The sequence below is a fragment of the Candidatus Alcyoniella australis genome (genome assembly GCA_030765605.1).
Lineage (GTDB): Bacteria > Lernaellota > Lernaellaia > JAVCCG01 > Alcyoniellaceae > Alcyoniella > Alcyoniella australis.
In genome coordinates, this window is record JAVCCG010000133.1 from 63,269 (window position 1) to 79,138 (window position 15,870).

At 61.1% G+C, this 15,870-nt stretch carries 15 protein-coding genes; 8 read left to right on the plus strand and 7 right to left on the minus strand.

Annotated features, from left to right (window positions below; all coding sequences use genetic code 11):
* Positions 1-6: 6 nt before the first annotated feature.
* On the minus strand, positions 7-1,296 hold the full coding sequence (locus tag P9M14_16360) for an outer membrane protein transport protein (protein ID MDP8257320.1): 1,290 nt from the start codon (positions 1,294-1,296) through the stop codon (positions 7-9).
* 382 nt (positions 1,297-1,678) lie between these two features.
* Complete coding sequence (locus tag P9M14_16365; protein ID MDP8257321.1) at positions 1,679-2,404, minus strand: GIY-YIG nuclease family protein; 726 nt, start codon at positions 2,402-2,404, stop codon at positions 1,679-1,681.
* A gap of 178 nt (positions 2,405-2,582) precedes the next feature.
* Here P9M14_16365 and P9M14_16370 point away from each other — a divergent pair, with 178 nt between their 5' ends.
* Positions 2,583-4,706 carry a heavy metal translocating P-type ATPase gene (locus tag P9M14_16370; GenBank protein ID MDP8257322.1) on the plus strand — a complete coding sequence of 708 codons (2,124 nt, stop codon included), beginning with the start codon at positions 2,583-2,585 and terminating at the stop codon, positions 4,704-4,706.
* Between the two features lie 191 nt (positions 4,707-4,897).
* Positions 4,898-5,545, plus strand: a complete 648-nt coding sequence (locus P9M14_16375) for a PilZ domain-containing protein (protein ID MDP8257323.1) — start codon at positions 4,898-4,900, stop codon at positions 5,543-5,545.
* Between the two features lie 76 nt (positions 5,546-5,621).
* Here P9M14_16375 and P9M14_16380 read toward each other — a convergent pair whose 3' ends face one another.
* Complete coding sequence (locus P9M14_16380; GenBank protein ID MDP8257324.1) at positions 5,622-6,647, minus strand: NAD(P)H-dependent glycerol-3-phosphate dehydrogenase; 1,026 nt, start codon at positions 6,645-6,647, stop codon at positions 5,622-5,624.
* Between the two features lie 286 nt (positions 6,648-6,933).
* On the opposite strand from P9M14_16380, the gene P9M14_16385 reads away from it, so the two are divergent.
* From P9M14_16385 to P9M14_16395, 3 genes are all read left to right on the plus strand, one after another.
* Complete coding sequence (locus tag P9M14_16385; GenBank protein MDP8257325.1) at positions 6,934-7,950, plus strand: glycosyltransferase; 1,017 nt, start codon at positions 6,934-6,936, stop codon at positions 7,948-7,950.
* Positions 7,951-8,078: 128 nt separating this feature from the next.
* Positions 8,079-8,537 (plus strand): SoxR reducing system RseC family protein, encoded by a 459-nt coding sequence (locus P9M14_16390; GenBank protein ID MDP8257326.1) that lies wholly within the window; start codon positions 8,079-8,081, stop codon positions 8,535-8,537.
* Between the two features lie 24 nt (positions 8,538-8,561).
* Positions 8,562-10,307, plus strand: a complete 1,746-nt coding sequence (locus P9M14_16395) for a tetratricopeptide repeat protein (GenBank protein ID MDP8257327.1) — start codon at positions 8,562-8,564, stop codon at positions 10,305-10,307.
* A gap of 5 nt (positions 10,308-10,312) precedes the next feature.
* Here the strand turns inward: P9M14_16395 and P9M14_16400 are convergent, their stop codons facing one another.
* The 3 genes from P9M14_16400 to P9M14_16410 are packed head-to-tail and all read right to left on the minus strand — an operon-like array spanning position 10,313 to position 12,562.
* Complete coding sequence (locus P9M14_16400; GenBank protein ID MDP8257328.1) at positions 10,313-10,636, minus strand: L-rhamnose mutarotase; 324 nt, start codon at positions 10,634-10,636, stop codon at positions 10,313-10,315.
* A gap of 20 nt (positions 10,637-10,656) precedes the next feature.
* Positions 10,657-12,027: an alpha/beta fold hydrolase gene (locus tag P9M14_16405; GenBank protein MDP8257329.1), complete on the minus strand. Its 1,371-nt coding sequence runs from the start codon at positions 12,025-12,027 to the stop codon at positions 10,657-10,659.
* Positions 12,028-12,049: 22 nt separating this feature from the next.
* Entirely contained in the window at positions 12,050-12,562 is a 513-nt protein-coding gene (locus P9M14_16410; protein ID MDP8257330.1) for a hypothetical protein, read from the minus strand.
* A gap of 129 nt (positions 12,563-12,691) precedes the next feature.
* Between P9M14_16410 and P9M14_16415 the strand changes: the two genes are divergently transcribed.
* The 3 genes from P9M14_16415 (at position 12,692) to P9M14_16425 (ending at position 15,603) form a co-directional block, all read left to right on the plus strand.
* Positions 12,692-13,933: a serpin family protein gene (locus tag P9M14_16415; GenBank protein MDP8257331.1), complete on the plus strand. Its 1,242-nt coding sequence runs from the start codon at positions 12,692-12,694 to the stop codon at positions 13,931-13,933.
* Positions 13,934-13,967: 34 nt separating this feature from the next.
* Positions 13,968-15,059 (plus strand): alpha/beta fold hydrolase, encoded by a 1,092-nt coding sequence (locus P9M14_16420; protein MDP8257332.1) that lies wholly within the window; start codon positions 13,968-13,970, stop codon positions 15,057-15,059.
* A gap of 91 nt (positions 15,060-15,150) precedes the next feature.
* A complete protein-coding gene (locus tag P9M14_16425; GenBank protein ID MDP8257333.1) occupies positions 15,151-15,603 on the plus strand; it encodes a hypothetical protein in 453 nt (150 codons plus the stop codon).
* Here P9M14_16425 and P9M14_16430 read toward each other — a convergent pair.
* A partial coding sequence (locus P9M14_16430; GenBank protein ID MDP8257334.1) for a hypothetical protein occupies positions 15,590-15,870 on the minus strand: 281 nt, incomplete at its 5' end. The genes P9M14_16425 and P9M14_16430 overlap by 14 nt on opposite strands.

Sequence of the window (15,870 nt, forward strand, 5' to 3'; positions counted from 1 at the left end):
AACCTCCTAGAAGCCGAAGGAGAAGGTCAGTGCGCCGGTGTGGACTGTGCCCTCGCTCTGGAATTTGTAGCCGTCCGAGGTCTTGGTGGTCCGCGGAACCAGGTAGTGGAACTGGTAGGCCAGGTCGACCTTGATCGGCTGATTGAGCTTGGGAACGTCGATCCAACTGAAGCCGTATCCCAGGGAGGCGGCGTGCTTGTCGTTGTCCACGATCACGAAGCCCAACACGTTGGGCATGTCCTCGTAGGGCCGGTAGGTGCCGATGCCGTCCACTGGGGTCATGTCGTAGAAGTAGCCCGCGCGCAGGGTGTGGGCCTCGCTGATGTTCCACTCGATCCCTAGGCGCGGCACGAATGTGTCGCGGAAGTCGAACTGCGAATCGCGCCGGGCGTCGTCCTTCTCCTCGACGATGTCGACAAAACGCGACCACTGGTGCCAGGTGAAGTCAAAGGCCAGCAGCAGCTCCGGGGAGATGTCGTAGGCCACGCCCAGGGCGACCTGCATCGGGATGAACGCGTCGCGGTAGCTCAGCTTGAGCGGCAGGGTCGCCAGCGGCGAGCCGCCCACCGTGGCCAGGGTGTCGGCGGTGATCGGTCCCATCTCGCCGAAGTTCTCCGCGCGCCAGGTCAGCCCGATGTTGATCGGCTCCAGCCGCACCAGCGCCGAGACGATCGGCGTGGGGTAGGTGTCGGAGCCCAGGCTCATCGATTCGTTGGTGGCGTTGCCGCCCAGGTCGGTGTTGACCGCCAAGGCCGTGCCGCCGTGAAGTTGCAATATAATTCCCGCGCCCAGGTTGAGCATCGGGATCACCTCGATCCCCGCGCCGGCGACGATCGCCGCGCTGGTCGAGCCGTAACGCAGAAACTGGCCGTCGTCCGAGCGCCGATCCTCAAAGCGGATGAACGCCTTGCCGTTCTCGTCGATGGTCAGTCCCAGGCCGAAGCCCAGGCCGCGGCCGCTGGTGAACAGCTTGTGCATGTCCAGGCTCATCCCCACGGTGACGACCTCGTTGGACGAGTCGAACTCCATCTTGCCGCCCGGACCCTCGCTGCTCAGGAACGGAGCGCCGTAGATGTAGCCCAGTCCCACGCGGCTGCTTTTGGGGATCGCCAGGCTGGCCGGGTTGAAGAACACCGCCCCCACGTCGTCGGTCACCGCGGTCAACGCGTTGGCCATGCCCACACCGCGCGCCGAGAGGCCGTAGGTGTTGGGAACGTAACTCAGCCCGGCCACGGCCGAAGTGGCCATGACGAACAAAGCCGCCGCACAGATCAGCAAGCAAATCCGAATTCTCACAACGCTCCTCCAGTGAATGACCCTGATGCGGGCACAAGTGCTGTAAGTTCTAGGTCAATGATCCCCGGTGCAGGGACCGACGCCACTCTTCGCATTCAAGTGCGGTATTCTAATAAGTTCAAGATTAAGAATCTACCTTGAGCGGCGTTGAGCCGTCATAAAACCCGCGGTGCATTCAAGGTGCAGCAAGCACGTGCAGCACCAAGGTCGCAATGCATTGACGCGCTCCGTGATGCGAAAAGGATCATTGGGAAACGACCAGATGAATGCGCGAGCATCGCGGCAACCTAAAGTCGCCCGAATCGATAGCGGGAACTCCATGAAGACCACGGGCCAAGAATGACAATTTGGCGGGGTGCTGGATCAACAGCAACTCTGATCTCTAGCGGCGCAGATTCGAAAGCGGTTCCCATTGGCCGTTGGCTGTCCGGTATTTCCAGAGGTTCCAACCGTTCACATTGCGGCGGCAGACAGCCCGCCCTGCGCCCGAGGGGGTGTTGTAGAGTGCTCCGTTGAACTGGATTCTTCCGCTGTACAACACATGTGCCTTGTACTCTTTTCCCTTGTACGTGGCCTTGATCGTCTTGCCAGATAACAGCCCTTTGAGAACAGGCTTGGCGCTCTTTGCTTTTATCCTGGAAGTTGCTCCCTTTTTCCCCTTGCCCTTGGGATTTTGCGCGTTGGATCGTTTGTTGCCAAAAATGATATCTTCTTCTCGGCGTTTGACCTCCTGGTATCTGCTCTTCAAAACCTTTTTCAGATCCTCCGAGTTTTTCAACTTGCCCAAGGAAATATTTGCTTTGGGGTTGGCAATGCGCAACACGAAGGTTTCAAGCTCTCTCATATGCTCGGACTTGCGGGTGATATAGAGACTGAAGTGATCCCATTTCCCTGCCAGCTTATCTCGCTGGTGTTGCTTAAGGCGTTTTTTAAGGTCGCGGGCCAGGCCGACGTAGACCAGTCGGTGGTTCTTTCCTTTATATAGGGCATATATCCCATGTTGTTCGCCGATCAACTCTGCGATTAACTCAGGGTATTTCTGGAAGACGGTGCTGGTAATCAGCTCGAGGTGCCCGGTAATAAGCGTCTGCGAGAAAAAGCTGAGCATTACTTACCTCCCCCAAGGCGATCTGGTTTTAACGATTAACTTATTAGTAATCTAAACATCCTTGATACGTCAATTGGCGGCGCTGAAAATGCTACAGAGATTCGATATTGCCTGCATCCGTCTTGCCCTATGATTCAGCTCATGTAGACTCCCGCGATTCGGCAGGAGAATCTGATACGTGGACTTGATAGAGCACAGCTACCGAATTTTGGGTATGGACTGCCCGTCGTGCGCGTCCAAGGTCGAGCGCACGTTGGCTCAGGTCGATGGCGTGCAGTCCGCGTTTTGCGATGCGACTTCGGGTTGGCTCAAGGTTCGGCTGAGCAACGAGGAGGCTGCCCAACGGGTCGAGCGCGCGGTGCGCGGCCTGGGCTACCAGCTCAGTGGCGAGGGCGGACGCCAGAATGTTCGGGAACAGGAACAGGGCGATCTGCGCGGACAGACGATCCAGGTGCTCTCGGCGTTGTACCTGATCGTGCTCGCCGCACTGGGCGGAGTGCTGTCGATCCCCGCTCAATACACGGTGCCGTTGTACGTGGTGGCAATACTGATCGGCGGCGCGCGGATCTTCCTCAAAGCTTTCGGGTCGGTGCGCAGGCTCGACCTGGACATGAACGTGTTGATGAGCGTGGCCGTAATCGGCGCGGCGATCCTCGGCGAATGGTTCGAGGGCGCGGCGGTAGTCTCGCTGTTCTCCTTGGCCGAGCTGCTCGAGGCGCGCAGCATGCGTCGCGCCCGCGGCGAGATCGGCAAGCTACTCGATTTGGCGCCGCCGATCGCGGTGGTCAGGCGTCGCGGGTACGAGCTGGAGTTGCCCGCGGACAAGGTCGAGATCGGCGAGACGGTACTGGTCAAGCCCGGCCAGCGCATCCCGGTCGACGGCGTGGTTTCCGGCGGAGCGTCCGAGGTCAACCAGGCGCCGATCACCGGCGAGTCCAAGATGGTCGATCGCTACAAGGGCGACGAGGTGTTCGCCGGCACGCTCAACGGCTCGGGCTTTCTCGAGATCACCAGCACCCACCGCGCGCAAGATACCGTGCTCTCGCGAATCATCCATCTGGTCGAGCAGGCCCAGGAATCGCGCGCACCGGTGCAGCGCACGGTCGAGCGCTTCGCCCGGATCTACACGCCGCTGGTGATCGTCGCGGCGCTGCTGGTCTTCTTGCTGCCGCCGCTGCTGCAGGGCGGCGCGTGGGCCGACTGGTTCTACCGCGCGCTGGTGTTGCTGGTAATCGCCTGTCCCTGCGCCCTGGTGATCTCCACACCCGTGGCGATTATCACCGGCCTGACCGCCGCGGCGCGTAGCGGCGTGCTGATTAAAGGTGGATCGTTTCTCGAAGCTCTGGGCAAAATCGACGCGATGGCGCTGGACAAGACCGGTACCCTGACTTTTGGCGAGCCACGGCTGACAGATGTGATCCCGCTGACCGGAATGCGTGAACGCGAGCTGATGCTGATCGCCGCGGCGCTGGAGAAGCGCTCGGAGCATCCGCTGGCCAGGGCGATCCGCGCCAGGGCGATGGAGATGGGATTGGCCGTGCCCGACCCCGAGCAGTTCAAGAGCATTCCGGGATTGGGAGCGCACTGTGTGATCGAGGGCCAAGGCTACACCATCGGCTCCCATCGCATGCTGCACAACAGCGGACTGTGCAACAAGGATCTGCACAAGCAGGTCGAGCATCTTGAGCTCAGCGGCAACAGTGTGTTGCTGCTCAGCAGCGAGCAGGAACCGCTGGCGATCCTGCTGGTCTCGGACAACATGCGACCCGAGGCTCCCCGGGCAATGCAGGAGCTCAAACGCGCGGGGATCAAACGCCTGGCCTTGCTCACCGGCGACAACCAGGAGAGCGCCGAGGGCGTGGCCTACAACGCGGGCATCGACGAGATCTACTCCAACCTGCTGCCCGAGGATAAGCTCGAGCAGATCTACCAGCTAAAACGCCGTTACCACATGGTCGGCATGGTCGGCGACGGGGTCAACGACGCCCCGGCCCTGGCCGCTTCCTCGGTCGGATTCGCCATGGGCGCGGCCGGAACCGACGTGGCCATCGAGTCCGCCGACGTGGCGCTGCTCTCGGACGACCTGTTCGGGCTGGCGCGGGCGGTACGCCTGGGCCGACGCACCCTGACGGTGATCAGGCAGAACGTGGCCCTGGCGATCGGCATCAAGGCCGTGGTGTTCGCCCTGGCATTGCTCGGAGTGGCGACGCTCTGGCTGGCGGTTCTGGCCGACATGGGCGCCAGTCTGCTGGTGGTGGCCAACAGCTTAAAGTTGATAAAAGAAGACAACATCAAGCCGTAGCGCTCGGCACTTCATTGTAATACAAAACTAAATATGATTATAATACGACCCATGTATATGTTTTTCTCTTGACCTGCGTTTTCGATGTGGGATAATTAAAGGCCCTCTCTAAAAACCTTAAACCGAAGAGTGGACCAATGTTCACAAGAGACGGCTGTCGCTGCAGGATTCGTATCAGGGCGCGTTTTGGCTTGAACAAACCCTCGGTGCTTGGCGTTACCAAGAACGTGTCGAGCAAGGGCCTGGCCCTGGACGCGCCGATGTATTTTGATACCGACCAGCAGCTAGCGCTGTTGCTCGATTGGCACAGCGGGGCGATCTCCGAGGTTGGCCGCGTGCGGTGGTTTGCCGGGCAGCGTTTTACCAACTCGGGACGTCCGGAGTTCGGCCTGCAGCTCATCGAGCCCAATCAGGGCTACCTCAAAATGCTCGAGGAGGTGGTCTACCTCAGCTATGTGCGCGAGCGCAACGGCGGCGTGCGTTACGTCAATCCCGTGCGACTGACCTGTTGCAATACCCGGCAATTGATCGATCAGTACGACCGCAACATCCACCAGGGCGGGATGTTCGTACCCACGCGCCATCCGCTGCACGAGGGGGCCCAGGTCGGATTGCACCTGATTATGCTCGACACGATGGAGCTGTTGGAGCTCGGCGGCCGCGTGGTCAGCACGGTCGACGCCGAGACCGCCCAGCGGCTGGACGTACAACCGGGCATGCAAGTCCGCATTGAAAGCTTCCCCGCCCAGGACAGCGAGCGGCTGCGCGAACACGTCGAGCGCCTACGCCAAGGCGACTTCGACGTCACCTCACAGGACGAGACGGAACTCGCACCTTAAAAGCAGACACATTGTTAAACGATGCTCTCCGCGACGCGGGGTGGATCGTTGGTCAACGACCAGCGTACTGCGCGAGCTATGAGCTGTCGACGCGCACGATCCCCATCAGCTCGTCCTTGAACTCGCGTTTGAGTAGATCGCGCAACGCGTCTTGGAGCGGCTTGTCCTCGTGCAGCACCTTATAGACCTGTTCGGTGATCGGCATGTCCACGCCAAGCTGCTGCGACAGCCGATACCCGGCCTTGGCCGCGTAATACCCTTCGACCACCGCTCCCTGGGACTCGATGATTTCCAGCGGGCCTTCGCCGCGGGCCACGCGCTTGCCGAAGGTGCGATTGCGCGACAGCTCGCCGGTGCAGGTCAGCACCAGGTCGCCGATTCCGGCCAGACCCAGGAAGGTCAGCGGGTTGGCCCCTTTGGCCACTCCCAGGCGCGTGACTTCGGCCAGCCCGCGGGTGATCAACGCGGCGCGGGTGTTTAGCCCCAGCCCCATGCCGTCGATGCCGCCGGCGGCAATGGCGATCACGTTCTTAATTGTGGCGCCGACCTGCACGCCGATGGGGTCGTCGCTGGTGTAGACGCGGAAGAACGGCGTGTGGAACTGCTGTTGCAGCTGTTTGGCCACGGCGTTGTCGAGCGCCGCGAGCACCACGTCGGTGGGCTGACCCTCGGCCACCTCGCGGGCGAAGCTCGGGCCGCTGAGCACGGCGATGCGCGCGGCGCGTTGGGGATCGAGCATCCCGACGAGCACCTCGGTCATCAGTTCCAGGGTCTGCTCCTCGAGCCCCTTGGTCAAAATCACCAGCGGCGCATCGTGCGGCGTGTGCTCGACCGCCTTGGACGCCACGGCGCGGAAGTGGTTTGACGGGCAGGCCAGCACCACGATTTGCACGTCGCAGGCCTTGGCCATCTCGGCGGTCGGTGTGACGGTTTCCGGGATCTCGATCCCCGGAAGGTACAGGTCGTTCTCGCGAGTTTGGCGCATGGTCTGCACCAGGTCGGGCTCAAAGGCCCAGAGCCTTACCGCGTGGCCGTTCTTAGCCAGCTGCACTGCGAACGCGGTTCCCCAAGCGCCGGCTCCCACGACTCCGATTACGGCCATCGTCGATCCTCCTGTATCTGGAACATCGACAGTATACATCCCGGTTCCCCCAGCCTGAATTATTCATGAAGCTTCTGCTGCGGCGCACAATCTGCTCGCAATAACGGTGTCATCCTCGCTGATCCGTCCTCGACGTACCGCAGAGGGTACGCCTGCGGAGTATCGACTCGGCTTCCTTGTTCTTGCGGCATCTTGTACGCCTCGCGACGAACCCTCATGAATAATTCAGGCTTGGTCGAGAAATTGATGGGTGCACGGCGCTTGCGGTTCGCCAGCGGCTTGGGCGATGCTGGGCCCGATGCGGATCACCGTTGTTATCCCGTTTCGCAATGCCGAGGCCACCATCGAGCGTTGCGTCGAGCGCCTGCGCTCCTCGTCGCGTCCGCCGGACGAGATCGTGCTGGTCGACGACGCGAGCGAGGATCAAGGCTTCGAGCGCCTATCGCAGATCGACGGGCTGATCCACATTCGCAATCTCGATCCGCGCGGTGCGGCATATGCGCGCAACGTCGGGGCCGCGGCCGGCAGCGGCGACGTGCTGCTGTTCGTGGATGCCGACGTGCTGGCGCAGCCCGACGCCATCGAGTTGATCGAGCGTCGCCTTGAGCAGGACCCGACGCTTGGCGGCGTGTTCGGCGCCTACACCGCGCACACCGAGCCGCGTAATTTCGCCTCGGTCTACAAGAACCTGGTGCATCACTACACCCACCGGCAAAGCGCCGGGCCGATAGACACCTTCTGGGCGGGCTGCGGCGCGTTGCGGCGCGAGGCGTTCCAGGCAGTGGGCGGGTTCGACCAAAGTTTTGCCGCGGCCAGCGTGGAAGACATCGACCTGGGATACCGGCTGAGCGCCGCGGGGATTAAGGTCGAGATCGATCCGCGCATCCAGGTCACGCACGTCAAGCGCTACACCCTGGCCGGGTTGATCATCAGCGACCTGAAATTCCGCGCCGTGCCCTGGACCGCGCTGATGGTCCGTCGCCGCCGTTTTACCCCGGTGCTCAACCTCAAGCCGCACAATCTGATCGCCGCGGGATTGGCCGCGGCCGCGCTGCCGGTGCTGGCCGCGCTGCTGCTGTTGGGGCTGTGGACCTGGGCCGTTGCGCTGCTCGGCGCGACTCTGATCGGCTGGGCAGCGCTCAACCGCGGGCTGCTGGGATTTGTGTTGCGCACCCGCGGGTTGCCCTTCGCCGCGAGGTTCGCGCTGATGCATTTGCTGAGTCACGTCTACAGCGCGCTGGGGTTGGCCGTGGGCCTGCTGATGGCGGCTTTGAGCCGCCCGCAAAACTCGCGTCCTGCGTAGGTCGTTGAGCAACGATCCTCCCCGCGTCGCGCAGAGCGTTTAATCTTTTTGCAAGACCGGCAGCAGGGGATCCGTAAACGGTTCAGGCTAATGGCCCCCTTTCCCAACGTGAGCTAAGATCGGGTGCAATGGAAGAGCAGGGAACAGTAATCGAGATACAGGGTGAGCTGGCTGTGGTCCAGGCGCGGCGGGGACAGGCCTGCCAGGGCTGTCACGCCGAGGCCGGCGGGCACTGCGGCTGCGAGATGCTCGGGCCGGAGAAGAAGCTGATGCACCTGCGCGCGCTCAACCGCGCCGGGGCTCGTAAGGGCGATACGGTGGAGGTATCGGTGGGCGCGCCTAACGTGCTCAAGGTCAGCGCGCTGCTCTACATCACGCCGTTGATCGGACTGATCTGCGGGGCGCTGCTGGGCCGCACTCTGGCGTCCGCCATTGCCTTGGGGCTGCCCGAGGAGCTGGTTGTGGGCTTCAGCGGCATGCTCGGGATGGCGCTGGTCTTCGTCTTTTTAAGGCTGGTGCTGCGCAGGCTCGAGACCAACGCGGAGTACGTTCCGGTGGTCACCCGCGTAATCCACAGCGTCCCGTAGGGTTTATTCTGGATCGTATTGCAGATGTCTTCGCAGCCAGCTGAGGGAACCGCCCGGTCGTTGTTGCCGTTGTGCCTGCTGATCGCGGCGCTGACCTGCCTGGCCTACCTGCCGACCCTGGCCGGCGACTTCGTCTGGGACGACTTGAGCCTGATCCGCGACAACCCGCATCTGGGGAACCCGGCCAACCTACCGCGCTACTTCACCAACGACCTGGGGCGCTTCAACCAATTCCCGCATTCGATGAACTTCTATCGGCCGCTGCAGCCGTTGACCTTTTTTGTCGAATACCGGCTGTGGGGACTCAACCCGTTCGGCTTTCACCTGACCAACCTGTTGCTGCACATCTGCGCCAGCTTGGCGGCGTTTAAGCTGCTGCTGCTGCTCGCCCCGGGCCGCATTAAAGCTGCGGTGTTCGGCGCACTGCTGTTCGCATTACACCCGGTGCATGTTGAGCAGGTGGCGATGGTCGGCAACCGCGGCGGGCTGCTCGCAACGCTGTTTGTCCTGCTGAGTCTGATCTACGGCGTGCGCGCGCTTGGCGGCGAGCGCCGGGCCTACGCTTGGTCGCTGATTACGATGACTCTGGCGCTGTTGTCCAAGGAAAGCGCCATCGTGTTGCCCGCGCTGCTGATGCTCTGCGCGCTGATCTTCCACCGCGAGCTGTGGCGCCGCGGGACGCGCGGCAAGCTGGCGCTGTTCGCCGCGGGCCACTGGCTGCTGGCCGCAGCCTACCTGGCTTGGCGCTCGCTGCTGGGTATCGCGCTGGTGGGCCAGGGCAGCGGCTTGGACCTGGGCAGGCAGCTGGCCGCGACCCCGCCGCTGCTGTTCGATCACCTGCGCGTGCTGCTGCTGCCGTTGTATCTGCGCCCCTACTACAGCATCGCCGCACAGAGCCCGGCCGCGACGCTGTGGTGGATCAAGCTCGCGGTGCTGATTCTGGTCGCCGTGCTGCTGTTGCTCGCGGCGCGACGTTCGCGGATCGCGGCCTTTGGCGTCGGATTTTACATTTTGAGCGTGGCGCCGTTTCTCAACGTGGCCTCGCTCAACAAGCTGTTCGTCGAGCACTATCTTTACTTGCCCAGCCTGGGCCTGGCCGCGTTGTGCACGGCCCTGCCGCTGGACCGTGCGTCGCGCTTTAGCAAAGCGATCGGCGCTTTGGTCGCAATCAACCTGCTGTTGTTCGGAGCGATCAGCTTCGACCGTAGCCTGGACTGGCGTAGCGACATTCGGCTCTGGACCCGGGCCGTGGCCACCGACCCGGGAAGCCCCGAGGCGTTCAACAATCTGGGCTCGGCCTATTACCAATTGGCCAAGGCCGGAGGCGAACGCTCGGATGAACGGTTGATCCTCGCCGCCGATGCGTTCAACCGCAGTCTGGAACTGTTCCCGGCCAACCCCGAGGCCGCCTACAACCTCGGCCTGTGCCAGTTGGCGCTGAACGATCCGACGGCGGCAATCGTCTCGATGCGTCACGCCCTGCGCTTTAACCCGGACTACGATCGGGCGTTGATCGGCCTGGGCCTGGCCGCGGTACGATCCGATATCGATAACGCCCATCAGGCGCTGGTCGGCATTGATCAGCCCTATCGCGCGGCGTCGGTCCACCTGGGATTGGCAACGGGCTATGGCGGGGCCGGGCGCAACGACCTTGCCATCGAGCATTTCCGCGTGTTTCTGGACGGCGCCGCGCCGGATCATCCCCAACGCGAGCGCGTTGAGCGCCACTTGCTGTACCTGGTTGAGCGCCAAGAAAAGCTGCGAAATTAGCCTGGTTAGTCCAGGTGAAAGACCTCGGTCAGTTCGAGCATCCCCTGGTCCGGGTTGCGGCCGTCCAGCGCCTCGAAAAAGGGGGCCATGGTTTTTTGCCAGCGCGCGTTGATCTCTTCACTGGCCATGCCCTCCAGCGCTGATTGGAAGTCGCGCTGCGCCTCGAAGTAGCCGAACAGCAGCCCGTCGTCGTGCATGAACAGCGAGTAGTTGTGCCAGCCCTGACGGCTTAGCGCTTCGAGCATCTCGGGCCAGACCTGCTCGTGCTTTTGTTTGTACTCCGCGAGCATCTCCTGCCGAACTTTCAGAATGAACCCAACCCGTTTCATTGCTAAGCTCCTTGTGAGCGCTAATTAAAAAAGGCGATGGAGATTCCCTCTGAGCGCGAGGGCCAATTGCGCACGGCCAGGGGGCGACCGCTGAACTCGAAGTTCGTCGCGGCCTGCTGGTCGCCGGCCACACGCATGTCGAAAACGCGGATGAACGGCACCATGTCAAACGGGAATCCGGCCATTGTCAGGTCGCTGACGCCGTTGAAGTTGGAGTCGATGAATCCCACAACGATGGTCGAGGCCTGCGGATCACCGATGGGCGTGGCCGCGAGGTCCAATCCGTTGACCAGCAGCGTGTCGCGGCCCGCGACCAGCGAGCGGTTGAGGTTGAGGTAGGCGACCAAGGCCAACTCGTCGTCAAAGGGGATCAGCCGGAACACGTACCCAAGGAAGCTCTCCGGTCCGGGGAATGAGCGGAAGTGGACCTTGTCGCTGGAACGCACGAACGGCTCGCGGTAGTAGTGCACCGGCGGCAACTCCGGGTCGGGGTCGATGTAGACGAACTCGTAATAGGCCTCGGGCTCGGCAATCAGCTCGCCCCAATATCCGTTGTCGTCGACCTGAAATACGGCCAGCGGCTGCTCGCTGTAACGCATCGCGTTCGCCGGATCGACCTGATAGACACGCAGTTCGATGCCCGCTTTGGGCAGGTTCTCGCCCAGGGTCAACACGCGACCCGCGAGGCGGATCGGGCTGTGCGGCTCGATTTGGGTGGTGCGCGGCTCACGGTCGTTGAAGAAGCGATAAATCTCGTCAAACGTCTGGGCCGAGGTCGCCAGTTGCAGATGATCCAGGCCAGGCAGAACCACATTTTGCGCACCCTCGATCTGGGTGACGCCGCCGATGATGTAGTCGTCGGGCGATGAGATGTTGAGCGTATCGACCAGCGCGGGGAAGTCCTGGTAGGGGAGCGCGGCAAGGTTGGCGTAGTGTGCCACCAGCGCCGGATTGCCGGGCCGCGAGAGGAACTCGTGACACAGGTAGCCGCCCATCGAGTGCCCCAGCAGGTCGATCTGCTGCGCGCCGCTACGTTGCATCACCTCGGCTACGAAGCCCTCGAGGCGCAGGGTTTCGTACTTCACATCGCCCAGGGTGTTCCAGTCGAAGCTGTGGATTTGCTCCGGGCAGTAGCCGTTGGTGGTCAGGCGCTGTGTCTGGGTGTGGAACGCGTCGCCGTTCTCGATTAATCCGTGGGCAAAGACGATGGGCAGCAGCGTATCGTCGCACTCGGGCTGACCGTCGTCGTCGCCATCGTCGTCGTTGCCGGAATCATCGTCGTCCTGCGGGTCCTGGTCGTCATCATCGTCGTTGGAATCGCAGGCTGTAAGCGCACAGCACAGCAGCACGAATATCAAAACGGCAAGCAGGGCTGCGGTCGGACTACGCATGATCTTCTCCATTGCCGATTGCTCAGTCGAGCAGGTAGACCTCCACGCGATATTTGAGATGCTGCCCCTTGTGCTTATCGGCGTTCATCGGCCTGCCGTGTACGAACAGCAGGGTGCTCGGCGGAAAGCCTCCCTCGGGAGCGACGTCGAGTACGAGCGGGCCTTTTTTCGATACGATCCTTTCGCCGTAGACCTTGCCGCGATGGGGGCAAAATCCGCTGCCCACGCTCAGCTCGATCTCCCAGGGCTCGCCCTGGTCCGGCTGCTCCCAGTTGATCACGGCGATCACGCGGCCAAAGCCGTCGGCGTCGCTGTTCCAATGGTGCTTAATGTCGATCTCTTGGCTGCCGTCGTAATCCGCGGCGATCAGGAAGGACCCCGAGCCGCCCTCTTCGAGCACGACCGGATCGAGCCCGGCGATCAGCGCCGCCACATCGGCCACGCTGGACGCTTCGTCATTCTGTTCCGCAGCGGCCGCGCTTGCGCACAGCGCAAAGACCATCAGGATCGACAGCAGGGTTCGGACGGATCTCATCGGAGTCTCCTTAACTTGTAAAGCAATAATCTGCCATCGACCCCCAGCCCGGTCAATCCGGCGCATTGCCACGGGCTCGTTCAGCTGATAAGAATCGTATCCTTTCCGTCCTTCCCGGGGGTAATTGCCATGAGAGTTCCTCGTCTAAAAACGGCGCTCGCCGCGGCGCTGCTGTGCAGCGTATTGTTTGCATCGCTTGCCGCGTCGGCCCAATCGCCCACGCTGCTGGACCAGCGCAAGGCAGCCGATGCGCTCAACGCTTTCGGCCTGGACCTGGCGCGCAAAATCCTCGCGGACCAGCCGCTGCAAAACGCCTTGATCTCGCCCTACAGCATCAGCAGCGCCCTGCTGATGACCTACAACGGCGCGGACGGCGCGACCAAGGAGCAGATGGCCGCCGTGCTGCACCTCGAGGCCGCGACATTGGATCAGATCAACGCCGAGCAGCAGGCGCTGATGAACACTTTGCAAGGGGCCGACCCCGAGGTGACGATGAACATCGCCAACTCGCTGTGGGCCCGTCAGGGGCTGGAATTCGATCGCGGGTTCGTAGGGCGCAACACCGAATTTTTCAAGGCCGAAGTGCGCGTGCTGGACTTCCTCAGTCCCTCGGCCGCGAGCACGATCAATGCCTGGGTTAAGCAGTCCACCAACGGCAAGATCGCGGGCATCGTCGACAAGGTGCCGCCCGACGCGGTGCTCTATCTGATCAACGCGATCTACTTCTACGGCCAATGGGCCGAGCCGTTCAAACCCGAGCGCACCAGCGACCAGCCGTTCAAAATGCCCGGCGGAGCGATCAAGCAGGCTCCGCTGATGTCGCGCCACGGCGACTTTCCGTACTACGAGAACGAGCAGTTCCAGGCCGTGGCCCTGCACTACGGCGAGAGCGAGTTCAGCATGCTCTTGCTGCTTCCCAAGGACGAGGACGGCCTAGCCGCACTGCAACAGCAGCTTACCGCCGAGAACTGGCAGTCCTGGCGCGGCAGACTCTGTACGCGCGAGGGCTCGGTGCAGGTGCCGCGCTTTAAGCTCGAATACGACAACGAGCTCAGCGACGAGCTCAAGGCACTGGGCATGCCCGTGGCCTTTGACAAGCGCCAGGCCGATTTCATGGCGATGCTCGCCAATCCCGACCCTGCGAATAATCTCTACATCAGCCGGGTCAAACACAAGACGTTCGTCGAGGTCAACGAAAAGGGGACCGAGGCCGCAGCCGTGACCTCGGTTGAGATCTCGATGACCTCGGCCGTGCCCGACCGGCCCAGGCCGTTTGTTTTCCGGGCCGATCATCCGTTCCTGTTCGCAATCCAGCACAACGCCACGGGCGCGCTGCTGTTTCTGGGCTCGATAGTCGAACCGCAAGAATAAACTTCAACACACTGAGCCATCGCAGGGGGTGTCGATGCTCGCATTACTCATCATTGTAGTAGTCATCTGGCTGGTTATCGCAACGTCCAAACTGCGCTACGGGCCGGTTCCCAAGCCCGACGAGGTGCACTACACCACGGCCCGCGACGGCCGTAGGCTGGCCCTGCACCGCTATCGTCCCCAGGGCGAAAATCCCTGCGGCGAGCCGGTGCTGATCCACCACGGATTCACCGGCTCGCATGACGCGTTCGACATGGGATTGAGCACGCCGCAATACCCGGTGCCCTCGCTCTCGCGCTGGCTCTCGGAGCAAGGCTACGACGTGTATGCCTGCGATCTGCGCGGCCGGGGTTTCAGCGAGAAGCCCAAGCCGTTCGGCGACATGAAGTGGGATTGGACCCTGGACGACTACGTGCATCAGGACGATCCGGCGTTTCTCGACTACGTGATCGAGCGTTCGGACTTCAGCAACGCGCATTGGGTTGGCCTGAGCATGGGCGGCGTGCTGCTGTTCTGCCACTGCGCGCTGCACGGCTCCGATCGTCTGGCCTCGGGCGTATCCCTGGGCGGCGGCCTGGACTACTCGGGCACCGGCTCGGCCTACGAGGGCCAGCTCAAGGCGCTGCCGATCCTCAACTACATTCGACGCATGCCCGTGGGCAAACTCAGCCGCTTGATCGCTCCGTTCTGCGGCCGCTGGGAATTGGATATGGAGCGCTTCAACTACAATCCGCCCAACATCTCGCCCCGCGCGCAAAAGGCAATGTACGGCGGACTGATCAGCGACGTGTCGAGCAACGTGATGAAGCAGCTCGCTACAATGTTCAGCGCGCCGGGCCTGCGCACCTTCGACGGCAAGACCGCCTACATCGACATGGCCGGAAACGCCTGCACGCCGATTTTGAACATCCACGGCACGGCAGACCGCCAAGCCCCCCCGGCCCTGGGCCAGCGCAACATGTCGATGCTAAAGGGCGACCAACACAAATTGGTAGTCGTGGGCAAGGAACACGGCCAACTCGAGGACTACGGCCACATCGACCTGGTCAACGGCATGCACGCCGACACCGAGGTCTACCCGCACATCCTTGATTGGCTCAAAACCCACCCGGCGGAAAAAAAGTAGGGGCGGGCAGAAAATATAAACATTTGGTGTATGCTTTTCGTGGTAACTGCTATATTGTTTCCGCATTGTTTAGGGATGGGTTGAGGAAAAAATGTCGGAAGACAAGACACAAGACATGCAAGGTATTGATGTAGGGGAGAAATGTTACCTAGATCATCGCAAGGTATTAGTAGAGGGAGAAGCCGAGCAATGCACTTTATTCGATAAGACGGTTATCTATCTAGCAGGAGGCGCGTTTGGAATTTCCCTCCTCTTTTTAGGTAACATCGCACAAACAAACATCTTTTATAAATGGAGTCTTATCACGTCATGGGTTTGCCTCGGTGTCAGTATTAGTTGCACGTTGTTTTCATTTAAAACAAGCGAACTATCATTTAGATATGAAAGAAAAAACTTAGACCAAACTTATAAAAGAGGCAAAGATAGCGGTGCTTCTTGTAATAGATGGACATTATTAACTGATATTTTTAACTGGTTCTCGGCAATAGGACTTATTGCCGGGTTGGTCTTTTTGTCTGTTTTTTGTATCATCAATTTGAACTAAGGAGAAAGGTAATGAAAGAATCAAGTACTACGAAGGCAATAACGTCTGTCATTAGAGGAAGAAAACCACCAAACCAACCAGTAAAAAAACCTCCGGATGCGGGTCGAAAACCGCCACCGCCACCGATACCGGAGAAAAGAAAAGAAAAATAGAGATATTCTATTAGACACTTATGTCTAGCTGAAAGAGTTACATCTCTAGGATGATTATAGAGGTACGCCTCTATATTTCCGTATAATCGGCTAATCGCTATCCACATTCGCCCCC

Bases quoted from the DNA above. Each gene is read 5' to 3' on its own strand.
- P9M14_16420 (MDP8257332.1), top strand. From the start codon at position 13,968: ATGCTCGCATTACTCATCATTGTAGTAGTCATCTGGCTGGTTATCGCA.
- P9M14_16385 (MDP8257325.1), top strand. From the start codon at position 6,934: ATGCTGGGCCCGATGCGGATCACCGTTGTTATCCCGTTTCGCAATGCC.
- P9M14_16380 (MDP8257324.1), bottom strand. From the start codon at position 6,647: ATGGCCGTAATCGGAGTCGTGGGAGCCGGCGCTTGGGGAACCGCGTTC.
- P9M14_16395 (MDP8257327.1), top strand. From the start codon at position 8,562: ATGTCTTCGCAGCCAGCTGAGGGAACCGCCCGGTCGTTGTTGCCGTTG.
- P9M14_16410 (MDP8257330.1), bottom strand. From the start codon at position 12,562: ATGAGATCCGTCCGAACCCTGCTGTCGATCCTGATGGTCTTTGCGCTG.
- P9M14_16415 (MDP8257331.1), top strand. From the start codon at position 12,692: ATGAGAGTTCCTCGTCTAAAAACGGCGCTCGCCGCGGCGCTGCTGTGC.
- P9M14_16425 (MDP8257333.1), top strand. From the start codon at position 15,151: ATGTCGGAAGACAAGACACAAGACATGCAAGGTATTGATGTAGGGGAG.
- P9M14_16390 (MDP8257326.1), top strand. From the start codon at position 8,079: ATGGAAGAGCAGGGAACAGTAATCGAGATACAGGGTGAGCTGGCTGTG.
- P9M14_16365 (MDP8257321.1), bottom strand. From the start codon at position 2,404: ATGCTCAGCTTTTTCTCGCAGACGCTTATTACCGGGCACCTCGAGCTG.
- P9M14_16405 (MDP8257329.1), bottom strand. From the start codon at position 12,027: ATGCGTAGTCCGACCGCAGCCCTGCTTGCCGTTTTGATATTCGTGCTG.
- P9M14_16400 (MDP8257328.1), bottom strand. From the start codon at position 10,636: ATGAAACGGGTTGGGTTCATTCTGAAAGTTCGGCAGGAGATGCTCGCG.